Below are 14,615 nucleotides of genomic sequence, written 5' to 3'. Positions count from 1 at the left end.
CGGGGCATAGCAGCGCTATGCCCCTACAGTGTGCTCCGTTTGCCGCGCCGTCGCGGCGGTACGTCCTCTGGCGGTAGCTGTGGTTCTTCGCCGGGGGCCAGCTCTTCCGCCGGCGTTGGTGTGGTAGGTGGCGGGGTTGAGCGTTGCCGGCGCTCTTCGCGCCACGCCAACCGTTCGCGGGCCACCGCCTCAAAACCGCGTCCGGTCGGCTCGTAGTAGATTCGCCCCGCCAGATTCGGCGGCAGGTGTTCTTGATCAGACCGCCCTTCTGGCAGGTCGTGAGCGTACTCGTAACTGCGACCATACCCCAGCCGTTTCATCAGCTCGGTGGGTGCGTTGCGCAAATGGAGCGGCACCGGCTCGTTGCGCGTTTCGGCCACGTCGCGTTGCACTGCGCCGTAAGCCCGGTAGAGTGCATTGCTCTTCGGCGCGAGGCAGAGGTAAACAACCGCCTGCGCTAGCGCCAATTCGCCTTCCGGCTGGCCGAGAAAATGCACCGCCTGTTGGGCGGCAATCGTCTGCGGCAAGGCTTGCGGATCAGCCAACCCAATGTCCTCCACTGCTATCCGCACTAACCGGCGGGCAATGTACAGCGGATCCTCGCCGCCGTCGAGCATCCGCCCCAGCCAATACAACGCACCGTCGGGATCGCTATCGCGCACGCTCTTATGCAGCGCCGAGATGGCGTCGTAGTGCAGTTCGCCGTGTTTATCGTAGCGCACGGCCCGGCTTTGCAACGCATCGCGAATATCGTCAACCGTGATCAAGCGCGTCTCGCCGATCGCCGGTGGCTTTGAGCGGGCCGCTGCTTCGAGCGCGTTGAGCGCGGTGCGAGCGTCGCCATTTGACATATTGATCAAGTAACTGCGCGCATCGCTGGCGAGCATAATCTTCAACTCACCCAACCCGCGCTCGCGATCGCTCAAGGCTCGATCGATCAAGATACCGATCTCGTCATCGCGCAACGCTTCCAGCGTAAAGACCCGCGCCCGCGAGAGCAAGGCCGAATTAACCTCAAATGATGGGTTTTCGGTCGTCGCGCCGATCAGAATGATCGTGCCATCTTCGATGTAAGGTAAGATGGCGTCTTGCTGGCTCTTGTTGAAACGGTGGATTTCATCAATAAAGACGACTGTGCGCTGCTGAAACATGCCGAGCCGGTCTTTGGCCTCTTGCACTACTCGGCGCAGATCGTTCACCCCGGCGCTCACCGCGCTGAGCGGCTCGAAGTGGGCATTGGTGCTGTTAGCGATGATCTGGGCCAGTGTCGTCTTACCGCTGCCTGGCGGACCCCACAAGATCAGCGAGAAAAGCTGATCGTTAGCAATCGCTCGCCGCAGCAACTTGCCTTCGCCAATGATGTGGCCCTGTCCGACGAACTCATCGAGCGTGCGCGGGCGCATACGCGCTGCCAGCGGCGCCTGATTCTGCAACGCCTGTTGGCGTTGCGCGTCAAACAAAGTTGGGCCTCGCGGTTTGGGCGGCATAGGCAACAGTTTGTTGAGCTATTGATCGTACTATTCCTGATTGTAGCATATCTTGGCCGCATATCGGGTTGCGTGCCGGTGTGTTGCTAAGCGTGGTAGCGTCTCTTGTATGAAGGCAAGCTGATGCACTACAATCCTGCAATAAGTTCGCACGTTATCGGTGCAGTTAAGGTGCATCTGGGCAAAACGTATCAGTTGATGATTATCGTCAATCCTGCTATCCGTAGTGGTAAGCCAATTATTCGTAGTTTACGCTATGTAGTTTGTGATATTTTATCTTGTCTCGCTGCTAGAATGAGCGTTGCGGAAATGTTGGCAGACTTTCCTGTTCTAACTATGGAAGACATTAAGGCTTGTCTGGTCTTTGCTGCTGATCGTGAGCGAATAATTACGGTATTCCTGTTTGATCATCATCTTTCCCGAAAATTGGTTGATAATCTCGCTAAATCAAGTCATGCGGCTTTTCATGGTCTCGATCGAACTGAAGATATTACGGTCGGGACATTTGCAAGATATGGTAATTATATATTCGCCGTAATAATTCAATATCATTTACCCAAGACCTAGCTCGCTCCTTGCGCGAGAGGGTCTAAGCTGACGAATTGAGATTCTGACTGAAATGAGTTCAGCTCAGACGCAAAGTCAATACCAATAGATGCGAGCCACATGGTTCATCGCAAAGGGTATCAAAGAACTATTGCCGCGTTGTAACTCCAAGGCATATGCTACAGGTAAGTGAAGACGGCGCTGCCCGCCAGCGGAGAGGCAACTGTAGCAAACCTCACGAACTGTACACCGCCTCTTGTGCTCCCCGTTGCCCCTCTTCCACCTTCCTCTTCCCTCTGCTGGCGGGGTGCCAGAGGCACGAACACCGGCAACCATAGAGGTTGCCGGTGTTTTGTTGGCGCTAGCGGGGATAGCGCGCGTCGCTTTCCTGACGTCATTGCGCGCCGCGCCTTGCGCGGCGCAGCAATCCCCGCGAGTGTGAAAGGTAACCACTCAGCGGTTATGCCTGCTACAGCCGGAGATTCCTTCGGGGGCTACGCCCCCTCGCAATACCAATATCTTGGCGATAACCGTCGATGGAGTGCGGTAGTCAAACTGCCGCACTCCATGCCGCTTGCCCGTGGGTTGTTACCCGTCCAACTCGCCGCTACGTCTCTTCACTCGCCGCGATCACGGCATTGGCGATCTGGTCGCCGCGCCCGTTCGGCAGATACACGTAGCGTCCACCCAGCCATGCCGCCAATTGTTGCGCTTCACCCCGCGAAACAAAGCTACGCTGTGTATCAATTACTACAGCTCCGATGCCGGCGGCGCGCAATCGTCCGGCCAGTTGCTGTACCTCTTGGCGGGCCTGCTCGAGCCGGCGGTTTTTATCCATCGTCGGGTCAGCTTTGAGCGGGACGTTGGGCCGTCCATCGGTGATCAGCACGATGGTGGTACGGAAGATGCCACGCGCTCGCGCCTGTTCACTAATCTGATACGCTGCCAGCAGCGCCGCCGCTAGCGGCGTGCCGCCACCGGTCGGCAAGACATCGAGCGCCCGTTTTGCCAGCTCGACGCTCTGCGATGGCGGGAGCAGCAGATCGGCTCGCTCACCACGGAAGGCGAGCAACGCGACCTGATCGCGATGCACGTAGGCTTGTTGCAAGAGAGCATTAACCGCGCCTTTTGCTTGCCGCATCCGGTGCAGTGCCATCGAGCCGCTGGCATCAACTAGAAAACAGAAGAGGGTGCCCGCTTTCGAGCGGTACTTTTTGATATGCAAGTCATCGGCCCGCAAATGGATGCGCCCGCGCCGGTGCTGATGATACGGATGCTCGCTGGCCCGCAAGCGTTGCCACGGCGCTGCTGCGCGCAACGTTGCGATCACATCAAGCCGGCCTTGCGCCGGACGGCCCGGCACCGAGCGGATGTGCCGCCCGCGCTGGCCCGAAATCGTGCCGCGTGAGCCACTTCGCCCGCGCCGCCGCACTGTGAATGGCGTTTCGAGAATATCTGGCGGCACCTCAGTCTCCATCGCCGCCAAAATCAGGTCTTCCACCGTCAGCTCTTCGTCCGGCGGTTTCGGTGGTTGATCCTCTTCGTCGTTCTGCTCGTCCTCTTCATCGCGCTGGCTCGGCGGTGGCGGCGCCGGTTCGGGGGTAGGCGGCGGCGGTTGCACCTCTTCCTGCGTCATTTCCGGCATCCGGGTTGCGCGCGGCAACATCACCAGCCGCACCGCCAGTTCGAGATCTTCGTTACTCACCGTGTCGCGTCCGGCCAGCGCCGCCGCTGCCCGCGCTGCCCGCATCGCAAACATATCGGCCCGGTGGCCTTCGACCCCCAACGCCAAAGCAGTCATACTCAATTGCCGGATCTGCTCGTTGGTGATCGTCACCGTTGGCAGCAGTTCCCGTGCTGCCAACACGCCGGCCAAGACCAATGCCTCATCGTCTTCATAATCGAGGTTTGGTTGCAAATTACGCCGCACTACTTCGGCCCGCGTCGTCACCGGTGCTTTGCCGATTGGGGCCACGATCAACCCGAGCCGGTCGAGCAAGTGGCGACGGGGCGGCCCTTCTGCCGGATCATAAGTCACCAGCAGCGCAAAGCGGGCCGGTTCCACCACCGAAATCCCTTCGCGTTCAACCCGCACCACGCCGCTATCCAGCGCACCGAGAATGTGGTTAATGGTGCTATCGTCGAGCAGGTTGACGCTATCCACGTATAATAAGCCGCCGTTGGCGCGCGCCAGCAACCCGCTGCGATGCACCCGCTTGCCCAAGGCCAGCGTCGCCTCAATATCAATCCCACCCAAGAGTCGGTCTTCGCTTACACCGACCGGCATCTCGACCAAATTGCAGGGCAAGGTGGGGTCAAACTCGCGCCCGCTGGCCAGCATACGGGCAAAGGCGCGCACCAGTGCGCTCTTGCCGGTTCCGGCCCCGGCGCCAATTGCCACCCCGGCCAGCATCGGATCGACCGCCAGCAACAACAGGGCCTGCCGGGCCGTCTCAAGGCCAACTATCGCCGTAAACGGGAGCGGCGCTGACGGCAGTTCTTTCACTTTCTGTGCCATAATGCGCTCCTGTCAGCGTGATCGGCGGCATCGCGTCACACTGCCAGATGATCAATGATGAACGGAACATGAGCGGTTGTGATAGAGCGTGGAATGCACATTACAGGCTTCGTGCAGCCGTCGCACAGTTGCAGGATTGGTATGACGTGCGGCAGTGAAACTGCCGCACATCATCACGCTTCGTTGCCTCGGAGCCGGCTCATTGCGCAATTGCCTGTGATGCCTGCTGCATTTCGTCCTCAGCAATATATGTCCCGTTACGGCACCAACACCTCTTCCACTGCCCGCTCGATCCGCACCGCATCGTCTTGCGTCTCCAACGGATCTTTGCGCAGCCGGTGGCGCAGCGCCAGCACCGCAATCCGGCGCACGTCGTTCACGTTCACCTCGTTGCGCCCCTCGAGCGCAGCCAGTGCAGTTGCCGTGCGGGCCAACGTTAGTTCGCCACGATGGCCATCAACTTCGAGTTTAACGCAGAGTTCGGCGATCTTGTACAGCACCGGATCGGGCAATACCACCTCGGGTAAACGGCGTTGCGCTTGCTTGATCTTGCGCTGCAATTTCTGCGTCTCTTTCGACCACTTTTCGACAAACGCGAACGGATCAGCGTCATATTCACGGCGTCGTTTGACAATCTCCACCCGCTCACTGACATCGGTAATGGTGGTAATACGGGCGTGCAAGCCAAAGCGGTCGAGTAACTGTGGCCGCAGATCGCCCTCTTCGGGATTGCCCGAACCCACCAGCACAAAGCGGGCCGGGTGGCGCACACTGATACCTTCGCGCTCGACAACGTTCACACCCGACGCTGCTACGTCGAGCAAGACGTCAACCAGATGGTCTTCGAGCAGATTCACTTCATCAATGTAGAGAAAACCGCGATTGGCGCGGGCCAACAGGCCGGGGGCAAACGCTTGCACGCCTTGGGTCAATGCCCGCTCAATATCGAGCGTGCCACAGACGCGATCTTCGGTTGCGCCGAGCGGCAAGTCAACTACCGGCACCGGAATATTGATGACGCTCGGCTTTTTGGGTTTGCCAGTCTGGTTGGGCACGGCTCGGCATTGGTCACACAGGCCAGCGGTACGATCGGGGGCGCACGAGTAAGGGCAACCGGCAACGGCCTTGATCGGTGGGAGCATGGCAGCAAGCGCGCGCACGGCGGTTGATTTGGCCGTGCCGCGATGACCCATCACCATGACCCCACCGATCGTCGGATTAACGACGCACAGCAAAAGGGCTAACTTCAATTCTGCTTGACCAACAATGGCCACAAATGGATACGGTGGAATCGGAGCATTGGTAGACGGAGTATCACCATTTGCTGATGGTTCGGCTGTCGTGACTGCTTGGTCGTGTTCTTTAGTCATTGCGTCGTACCTTTGCAAAATGAATGAGCGGGCAGATGCCCGCCCAACCCATCAAACCCGAATTAGGCGGGATAACAAGGACAACCCGATCACAACCTCTTGCGACCGGTGTACCGCGATCCCGCTATGGGCCGAATTACCGCTGCGTCTTGACCACCGATCCGGCTGTTGGTTTCCGCCCGTTGCGTGTGCGGCGTGCATAGGCGGTAACATTCGTCCACAGGAATGTCAGACCGAGGCCAAGGACAGTGAGGATTAAACAGGCCCAACACAGGATGGCTGGCGTCAACGGACCGATCATTTGCGTGGCTTCACCGAGTCCGCTTGGCATAGTGTTCACTCCTCTCGCGGCTATTTTGCCTTTGCGGCATACGACGGCATAATTACTTCTCGCATTTTCTGCGGATCAATGCGGAAGTTCTCTATTAATTCTACCACGTAGCGCAAATGTGATCGCGGGATGGAAACGAACATTTCACTCGGATCGAGCCGATTATGCATCCGTCCGCCGCCGTCACCAATCGCAAACACTGAGTTTTTCGTGTGCCATGGCGCAGCGAATATTGAGGCGCAGGCGCTAGCGCCCAATTCACCAACCGGAAATGTGCCGATCCGCACGCTGGCTGCCCCGGCGATCTGCATCGCCCGCTGTGGATCGACCACACACACCATCAGATCGACCGGCACACCATCCGGCACGTCATCGAGCGGCGCGGCGGCCAATGCCTTGATCATGCCCGCTGGCAGCGAGTAGCTCTGCTGTTTATTGCAGGCCGCTGCTTCCGGCGTATAGAAGCCTTGCGCGTCAGTCAGATAGACACCCTCGGTAATGTATGGCCCCGGATTGGGATTCAGACCGAGGTGATATTGCCCGACCCAGCAGTCATGATGCTCGGCATCAACATACACCCGCCGTCCTTGTTCGGCTTCGCGCACGATTGCGCACGCCACCACATTGGCCGGTTCGTATCCCGGTGGCGGCCCATCGTAGCAGTAGGTGATCGCAACCGGACGCCGCTTCACCCGCATCCGCTCGATCAGCAGGCGGTTGAGCTCCTTCAAATCAGGAATCTCATCGACTTCACTCATTACCGCCTCCACAGCGGATGTTGCAACTCTGGGCTGTCCGCGTGCAAGTCTGCTGCGGTTTGGCCCCAACGCCAGATCCATCCCTCAATCCACCAGCGTATTCTCAGCGCCAGCGGTGCTACGCGATACTCGGTGGGTTTTGTCGCAAGGTGTAGCCGCATTGCTCACCTCCATCATCCGGCTTACGGTTACAAAGCCGGCTATCGGTAGAACGGGCTGGCCGGACGGCGCAGGTCAACGTAGCGGAATTGTTCGCCCGATCGCTGCAACGCGGCCAGAATTGCTATCTTGCTGTCAAGATCGTCGGTGTTGCCCATGCAGATAGTGGTATGCCCATCAACGGTCAACGTCATACCCTTCTTCGGATCGTGGTTGGCTTCGGTCACATACATCCCCAACTCATTGAGCAGTCGCTTGACAACTATGCGGGTAGGGGCGTCCATCTCCGGCTTATCACCAACCGCCCGTTCCATCAGACCGAGCGTAATCACCGGCGCTGGCCGCCGCGCCGTTTGCCCGCCGAACAGTTCTTCTGCGGTGGCGCCATCAGGCACAATGTCCGGCTCTTCGGCCCCAAACACGCTCAAGAACTCTTTGTACTCGAGCGGGCGAACATCTTCCATCTTGACTGCCGGCAAGGTGCGATCGATGATCTGGCGAGCTAGCCGGTCGAAGATCGCGTCGAAGCGCGGTTCTTGCAGCGCCAACTGGCAAGCGTCGGCCAATTCGCGCACTGTGCGATCCAGCGGGATGCTGGCCAAGATGGGCAGGTTGATCTTCTCGGCAAACCGGGCCGCCACACCGCTGCCATCGTCGCGGTTGACCACCAACCCCAGCAGTTTAGTGCGTCCACCCATACTGGCAAAATATTTGGCGGCGCTGGCGATATTATTGGCCGCATAGAGGCTCTGGCGGTCGTTGCCGCAGAGGATAATCACCTCTTCGGCCAATGATCGCGAGAGGGGGGTTGCGAAACCACCGCACACCACGTCGCCGAGAAAATCCATGACCACATAATCAAGCGCCCATTGGCTGAGGCCAAACTTTTCGAGCATATCGAAGCCGAAGGTGATGCCTCGTCCACCACAGCCGCGCCCAACTTCAGGGCCGCCGATCTCGCAACCGTAGACGGTTGCCCGGCCCATAACGGTCGTTTTAAAGATTACGTGGTGTACTGCCAATTCATCCTCACGTCCGGCTTCTTTAAATTCACGCCAGACATCCCCCAACGTGGGCAGACTGACTCCGCCAAAGAGGGCGTTACAACTGTCGTGCTTGGGATCACAGCCGAGCTGGAGCACCCGGTTTCCCAATAGGGCTAGTTTACTGACCAGATTGGTGGTGAAGAACGACTTGCCCATGCCGCCTTTGCCGTAGACGGCCAGCATTCGTGCGGTTGAACCGGGCTGCTTCTGCTTAGGATGCGCAGGCATGCGTATAGTCTCTTTCTAGGTGGAATGTCGTTATGCCCCTTCCGGCCCATTTCCGTTTTGTGGCCACGTCACAACCACTTTCAAGCAAGCCGGATCTTCCAACGCCAGCCGATACGCGGCTTGAATCCGGTCGAGCGGTACATAGTGCGTGAGTAGACCAGCGACATTCAATTCACCATTCGCGAGCAAGTCGCGCACCCGCGGTAAATCGCCGTCGGGGCCAAATTCCCATTCACGGGCAACTAAGATCTGTGCTTCACGCATAAAGACCGGCGCGTAGGGAATATTGATATGTTCGTAGTAGCCGAGCAACACGACGCGACCATGGTTGGCGAGCAGCGGCAACGCTCCGGCGAGCGCCCCCATCGAGCCGGTCGCTTCGATCAGCACATCAACCTTCGACTCGCCAATGGCCTCATCGAGCGACTCGCGGGTAACATCGATCACTTGATCGGCTTGGCTCGCCTCCAACCGAATAGCAACGCGGTCAGCGACGGCCACATGCTGCGCACCGACGAGTTTTGCCAGCCGCGCTGCCAATTGGCCGACAATACCTTGCCCCAACACAAGTACCCGATCAGTTCGTCGGATTTGCCCAATCTTTACGCCATGCAATGCGGTTGCCGCCAGTGCTAACAGTACGCCGGTCGCCGGATCGATCGATCCTAACGGCACGACCCGCTCATGTTCGGCGGTGATATACTCGCTCTGCCCGCCCCACGCTGCATTGACACCGCGAAAACAACGCGCGCCGCCAATGTATACCCACTGACCAAGCAATTCCTTCGGCGCTTTGCTACCAACTTGCACCACCTGCCCAACGGTCTCGTAGCCGGGTACGACTGGGAAGAGGAGCTGCGGTTGCGGCAGACGACCATCGAGCAGCATCCGTTCAGTACCGGCGCTGATCGAGGTAAAGGCCGTCCTGATCAGCACATCACCGGCTTTCGGCTCATTGACCTGCACCGTGCGAATCTCGATCGTGTTCCGTTTCGGGATGACTACCGCGCGCGACTTGATCGGCATACAGTCGATCGCTTTCTAGTACGCCGAAGCGTAATCTCTGCTCAGTGACACAGCCAACCTCGAACGATGGCTTCAACTTCATTGCTACTGCGCCTTCGCTGCGCTAGCCGACTGCGCCCGTAATTGCGCTTCAAGCAGGCGCCGTTCTTTAGCCGAACGGATCCCGCGCCAGAGGAATTGGCCAGCGTTGAACAAATAGGTGACATACGCAAAGACCATCACCCACATCACGGTGCGGCTATCGAGGTGGAGCCACACCGCCACGAAATAGGCGTTGTGGGTGATGATGGCTATCAGATTCCCTAAGTCTTCCCAGAAGAACTCGGGCGCCATAAAATATTTGCCGTAGATGTCGTGTTCCCACAGCATGCCGGTGATGGTCAATGCCCAAATCAGTGCAATCTTGATCCACACACTGACAGTAGCGATCCAGTATCCTTCACCGGTTGCAAGGTACCGTATGACGAGAGCAAAGCTGATGATAAAGACGATGAATTGAATCGGAGCCAGAATAAATTGGGCTTTTGTCCACGGCGAGCGGTTACGTCGCTCCAATTGTTCGGGCGTGTACATACGATCCTCCACCTCATCCGCGCTATGCCGGCGTTGCGATACTGGTACGGCTAACTGTCAGCAGAAAGCGATGTTCAACGAGCTGCGGTTCGTGAAGATCAGACCAGCGCTGGCTCGCCCACGTTTGCACTCGTTTGATCGCCTGTTGCAAGACCTCGTCGTCGAGTGCCCACGTTTCGGCGTCAATCCGGTCGGCCATGCCGGCAATGACCTCGGCAGGGCTGATTGCCCGTTCCCAGCGCGCTGCTGTGATCGGTTCACCTGCCGGTGCGCCCAATTTGGCGAGGTGTTGCGTAACCGCAGCACCGGCGCCGGGAGGGCGCGCGCCGGGCAACAATTCCATAACTGCCTGCCGCAATTGCCCGCGCAGTAGGCCGACGCACGATGCTGGATCGCGCCAATCGATCCCCTGAATGATGACCCCACCCGGCTTGACGACACGCACCATTTCTGCGAGTGCCGTCCGCCAGTCAGAGAGGAGATGTAGCACATGCACTGCTAGTGCCGCATCGAAGGTTGCGGTGGTAAAGGGCAAGGTTTGAGCGTCGGCCTTAACCAGCCGTAGTGGTACACCGGCTTGTGCAGCTCGTTCACGGGCGGTTGCTAACATCGCGGTTGAGAGGTCAATACCGGTAACCTGCGCTCCGGCTGCCGCCGTTGGCAGTGCGATCCGGCCACTGCCAATCCCGATCTCAAGCACCTGCGCGCCAATTCCAGTCTGAGAGACAATCGCTTGCCCAATCGCTATCGCTACCTCTGGCGAATGGCCGCGCTGTGCGTCGTAGACATCGGCAATCTTGTCAAAAGCAATCTCGATCGCCATACCGACTCGATCTTTCCAGTGACGCGGGCCGCTGGTCGTGTGCCCGCGTCAGTGTGCGAAACTCACCGTCAAAGCCTAGCAGACAAGACCGTGCTATCCTACGAGGCCGTATCCATAGCCAACGCTGCGGTTAGGTCTTGCCGCGTCAAGCCTTTGAACTCTTGCACCGAGATGCCGCGCAAAATGCCGATGGCGATAACCATCAATAGTGCCTCTAGCCCGAAGACTATGCCATACCCCATAGCTGGGGTAACGATGCCGCTTTCAATCATAACCGTGTGCCCCAGCCCGCTGAGCACATTCGCAAAGCCGTTACCGAGGCCCTGCGCCATCCCCCACATGCCCATATAGAGACCGGTCTGCCCTTCGACCGTCATCTCCATCATCATTGCTAATGCGCCAACGTTGAAGAGGCCGATGCCTAAACCCATTATCACGAGTGCAGGCTGGATAATTTCACGGTGGTGGCTTAGGGCCGAGATCATAAGGAGTGCTAAGCCGCCGGCCACACCCAGACCGCCAAGTGTGGCGATGGTCTTTTTCTGAATGGAAAAGATACTCGATAAAATACCGATACCGAGCATACCGATCAATGCTCCTGCACCCCACATTTGCTGGAACGCCGCTGTGTCTTTTTGTGGCATCTCAAAGACTTCGGCGCCGAATGGTTCAAGAATAGCGTCTTGGAGGAAAATGCCCATTATTGCCAGCAGTACAAAGGCGAAGAAGCCGCGTACCTGTGGATTGCGCCCCATCAGGCCGGTTGCCACCCGCCACGTCTCCAGCGGGCCAGCCTCGCCCTTTTCCGGTGCGGCTAGCAGCAGTTTGCGGTGCTCTTCTGGGGTAATTGGTTTCTCAAGACCGACCACGCCGAGCAGGACGGTGATGGTCACGATGATTGGTGTGAGGTTGTACAGGTATTGCATCGCTTCGGGTGAGTATTGGGGCATAATCACCCGTGACACTCCCGCCGAGACGATTCCGCTGATGATTACCGTCGCCCAGATGAACGCCACCACTGCGCCACGCTCTTTCGGCGTTGTTACCTCGGCGATCAGCGCATTCGATGAGCTGCCGTTCATCGCCATCAGCACGCCAAAGAGGAAGATCAACCCGAAGGCTTCAAGTGTAGCTGCCAGCGACCGTTCGCCTAGCCCAACCGCAATGCTTGGCAGGGCCGTAAAGATCAGCGCGGCCCCAATATTTGACAGAATGACATACGGTGTGCGTCGTAGCCCAAAGATGGGGTAACGGTCGGTGAAGCGACCCCAGTAGACTTGGAAGAACGAGATGAAGTGGTGTAGGCCGATCAGTGTAGTGACAATCACTGCCATTGCACCGAGGTCGGCGATCGTGACCCGGTTGAAGTTGAACGTCAACAGCGCGAACATCCATCCGGCGCCTACCCGCATGAGCGAGAGACGAAAGGTTTTGACGGCGAAACGGAGCAGACCCATCACGCACACCTTTCTAGTTGGTTAGATGAAACGAATGACCTGTAGCGCAGACTGCGTACTACTTTTTTCGGGTGCAACGACTAACTTGCTGTTGGCAGACGCGGCAACCTATCATTGTAGATAATGGAGGCGTTCGGGATGTGCTTTTCGCCGTGAGTATAGCATATATTACAGGTGTGTGCAATATTTGCAAAAATTGTGCAATCGCTTGTCAACTTCAAAATTTTGCATATATGCTATTTCTTAGACGTTGGAACTCAGTAGCTCAAATGTGATCATTTTCTTTACCCCTTTGGAAAGCTCAATCACATAAGTGAAATCTCAATTAAACAGGTATAATTATCAATTGCACGGCACTCGGTACTATCTGGGCAGCGAATAGTCTCGTAGTTGGTTGTGAACTCTCTACGCAAAAGTAAGATGGTTGCGACGTGCTGTTTTTGGTGAATAGGCAACGCCCCTAGAGTCGCACGGAAGCGCAGCTCTAACATCGAACGGCGAATGTTGCATAGTTCTACCGGACGCAGGGCATGCCCCTCACCCCGATCCTCTCCCCGTGGGAAAGAGGGGGGAAGGGGACTGGCGGTGCCGGGGGGCATACCCCTCACCCCGACCCTCTTCCCTACGGGAAGAGAAGCATCGTGTCATTACACTCTCTTTTTACTGCTGCGTGTATCCCTAAGTAGTTGGTAATGCACTGGTTCGCGCCGAAGATATACTTGACCTAGACATTTCGGTCGGCCTTCGGCTGATTCCGAAAGCCATCGCAGTAGTACACGTTGTTGGTAAAGGTTAGTTTCATGGTAAACCTCGCTGTAGTGCGCCGCTCGTTGCTTAGTCTATTGTTAATCGTCGCTGTTGCCTTTGTTGGTCTCAGACCAGATGTAGCGTTTGCCAACGCTACAGTTAACATAGTGCTTAGCACCAATTTTCCAGTAGTGAATAGCGGCGATTGGTCGGTGATTAACGTTGATTACAGTTGTTCAAGTGTTGTTAATACCCCATGTGAAAATGCGACCGTTACAGTTGTTCTCCCACCCGAATTAGCCGGCGGCGCCGGTGATGTCCAAGCCCTTGGTTCCGGCACGTCACCATCGTATAATCCGGCCACCCGCACGGTGACATGGGCTTTCAATGCGCGATTAGCCGCTGGTGACTCTGGGCGACTCGAATTGCGGGTGCGCTTCCCCGCCGGCACTACCCCCGATGGCACCACCGCCACCCTGCGTGCCGAGATGCGCTCGACCACTGCGCCACCACGGCTCTCGAACCCGCTGACGATTACAGCCCGCGCTGAACCGCGTGCCGTCGTAACCAAGACCTTTGTCTCCGGTGGTGCGCCTGATGTGCCGACGACCTATCAGGTGCAGGTTTGTATCCCGAATAATGGTTCTGGTTCGCTTAATCTAACGAATGTCCAGATTGTTGATACCCTGCCCGCTGGTGCTACGTTTGTGAGCGCTTCAGATGGCGGTACCTATAATCCGACCACCAATACGGTGACGTGGCTAGCGACTAGCCTAACTGTGCCGAGTAGTCTCTGCGCTACCCGTACAGTAGTTGTTGTGTTTCCGTCCGCCTCATTCCCGGTGGGTACGGAAGTGCGCAACATGGCTGATGTGACGGCCCAAGCCGGTTCGGTGACATTGACCCTGACTGATGATGACGTGCGCCGTATCCAGCCGCCTACGCCCGGTTTGGGTTCGACTAAAACCGGCCCTAACTCAGCTTTGGTCGGCGATACCGTGACCTATACGCTCAGTGCCGTTAATACCGGGACGACGCCGCTTAGTGATGTGGTGATTACTGACCCGGTACCGCCGGAGTTGCAGGTGACACGCTTGACCGTGCATGGTGGCAATATGCCGGGGATCAGGGTTGCGCTCGAATATACGACGAACCTTAACACAACCTTTACCGCTGTACCCGGCAGTCCCTTTACTAGCACAAGCTGTGTCAATATTGCCCCCGCGAGTGGCGGCGGGTGTGCAACGCTGACGTTAGCTGCCGGTGAGCAGATTACTGCTGTTCGCTGGCGCTATCTTGATCCGCTGCCGTTTGGCTTCAGTGCCACCGGTCATGGGTTCAGTGCCGTAGTCGCCGCAAGTCCGGTAAATGCGGTTATTGTCAATCAAGCGACCAGTGCGTATACCTTTAATGGTTTTACTTCTACTCGGCTCAGTGAAGTGCGTACCCGGATTATCGAACCCGGTGCGCGCGCGATTGTTAACAAGGCGGTTGATCCGGCGATTGCGTATGCCGGTGATACAGTTGAGTATACGGTGACTCTGCG

Annotated in this window: 11 protein-coding genes and 1 pseudogene; 2 read left to right on the top strand and 10 right to left on the bottom strand. The window is 57.5% G+C overall.

Translation table 11 applies throughout. The annotated features are described in order from the left end of the window. Nucleotides 1-23: 23 nt before the first annotated feature. On the bottom strand, nt 24-1,487 hold the full coding sequence (locus Q1A59_RS10730; RefSeq protein ID WP_298403135.1) for a replication-associated recombination protein A: 1,464 nt from the start codon (nt 1,485-1,487) through the stop codon (nt 24-26). Nucleotides 1,488-1,685: 198 nt separating this feature from the next. Between Q1A59_RS10730 and Q1A59_RS18165 the strand changes: the two are divergent. Next, nucleotides 1,686-1,883, top strand: a pseudogene (locus tag Q1A59_RS18165) (DUF433 domain-containing protein); the annotation flags it as partial. Nucleotides 1,884-2,640: 757 nt separating this feature from the next. Here Q1A59_RS18165 and bchD read toward each other — a convergent pair. The 9 genes from bchD to Q1A59_RS10680 all read right to left on the bottom strand — a co-directional run bounded on the left by bchD (nt 2,641) and on the right by Q1A59_RS10680 (nt 12,322). Next, entirely contained in the window at nt 2,641-4,551 is a 1,911-nt protein-coding gene (bchD, locus tag Q1A59_RS10720) for a magnesium chelatase ATPase subunit D (RefSeq protein ID WP_299644962.1), read from the bottom strand. Nucleotides 4,552-4,808: 257 nt separating this feature from the next. Beyond that, on the bottom strand, nt 4,809-5,921 hold the full coding sequence (gene bchI / locus Q1A59_RS10715) for a magnesium chelatase ATPase subunit I (protein WP_298403126.1): 1,113 nt from the start codon (nt 5,919-5,921) through the stop codon (nt 4,809-4,811). A 136-nt stretch (nt 5,922-6,057) separates the two neighbouring features. Continuing rightward, complete coding sequence (locus Q1A59_RS10710; RefSeq protein ID WP_298403124.1) at nt 6,058-6,252, bottom strand: hypothetical protein; 195 nt, start codon at nt 6,250-6,252, stop codon at nt 6,058-6,060. A gap of 20 nt (nt 6,253-6,272) precedes the next feature. Next, a complete protein-coding gene (locus Q1A59_RS10705) occupies nt 6,273-7,010 on the bottom strand; it encodes a DUF169 domain-containing protein (protein WP_298403122.1) in 738 nt (245 codons plus the stop codon). Nucleotides 7,011-7,210: 200 nt separating this feature from the next. After that, nucleotides 7,211-8,443, bottom strand: a complete 1,233-nt coding sequence (locus Q1A59_RS10700) for a chlorophyllide a reductase iron protein subunit X (protein WP_298403120.1) — start codon at nt 8,441-8,443, stop codon at nt 7,211-7,213. A gap of 30 nt (nt 8,444-8,473) precedes the next feature. Then, nucleotides 8,474-9,469 (bottom strand): zinc-binding dehydrogenase, encoded by a 996-nt coding sequence (locus Q1A59_RS10695; protein WP_298403118.1) that lies wholly within the window; start codon nt 9,467-9,469, stop codon nt 8,474-8,476. Between the two features lie 84 nt (nt 9,470-9,553). Beyond that, nucleotides 9,554-10,042, bottom strand: coding sequence for a 2-vinyl bacteriochlorophyllide hydratase (gene bchF, locus Q1A59_RS10690; RefSeq protein WP_298403117.1), 489 nt, complete (start codon nt 10,040-10,042; stop codon nt 9,554-9,556). Between the two features lie 22 nt (nt 10,043-10,064). Continuing rightward, nucleotides 10,065-10,865: a class I SAM-dependent methyltransferase gene (locus Q1A59_RS10685; RefSeq protein WP_298403116.1), complete on the bottom strand. Its 801-nt coding sequence runs from the start codon at nt 10,863-10,865 to the stop codon at nt 10,065-10,067. Between the two features lie 98 nt (nt 10,866-10,963). Then, on the bottom strand, nt 10,964-12,322 hold the full coding sequence (locus Q1A59_RS10680) for a BCD family MFS transporter (protein ID WP_299644961.1): 1,359 nt from the start codon (nt 12,320-12,322) through the stop codon (nt 10,964-10,966). Between the two features lie 800 nt (nt 12,323-13,122). Between Q1A59_RS10680 and Q1A59_RS10675 the strand changes: the two genes are divergently transcribed. Then, nucleotides 13,123-14,615, top strand: a 1,493-nt coding sequence (locus tag Q1A59_RS10675) for a hypothetical protein (RefSeq protein WP_299644960.1), incomplete at its 3' end; no start/stop codon positions are given.

This window comes from uncultured Chloroflexus sp., assembly GCF_937951745.1.
In the GTDB taxonomy this organism is placed as follows: Bacteria; Chloroflexota; Chloroflexia; order Chloroflexales; family Chloroflexaceae; genus Chloroflexus.
This window is presented reverse-complemented; position numbering and strand designations above follow the sequence as displayed.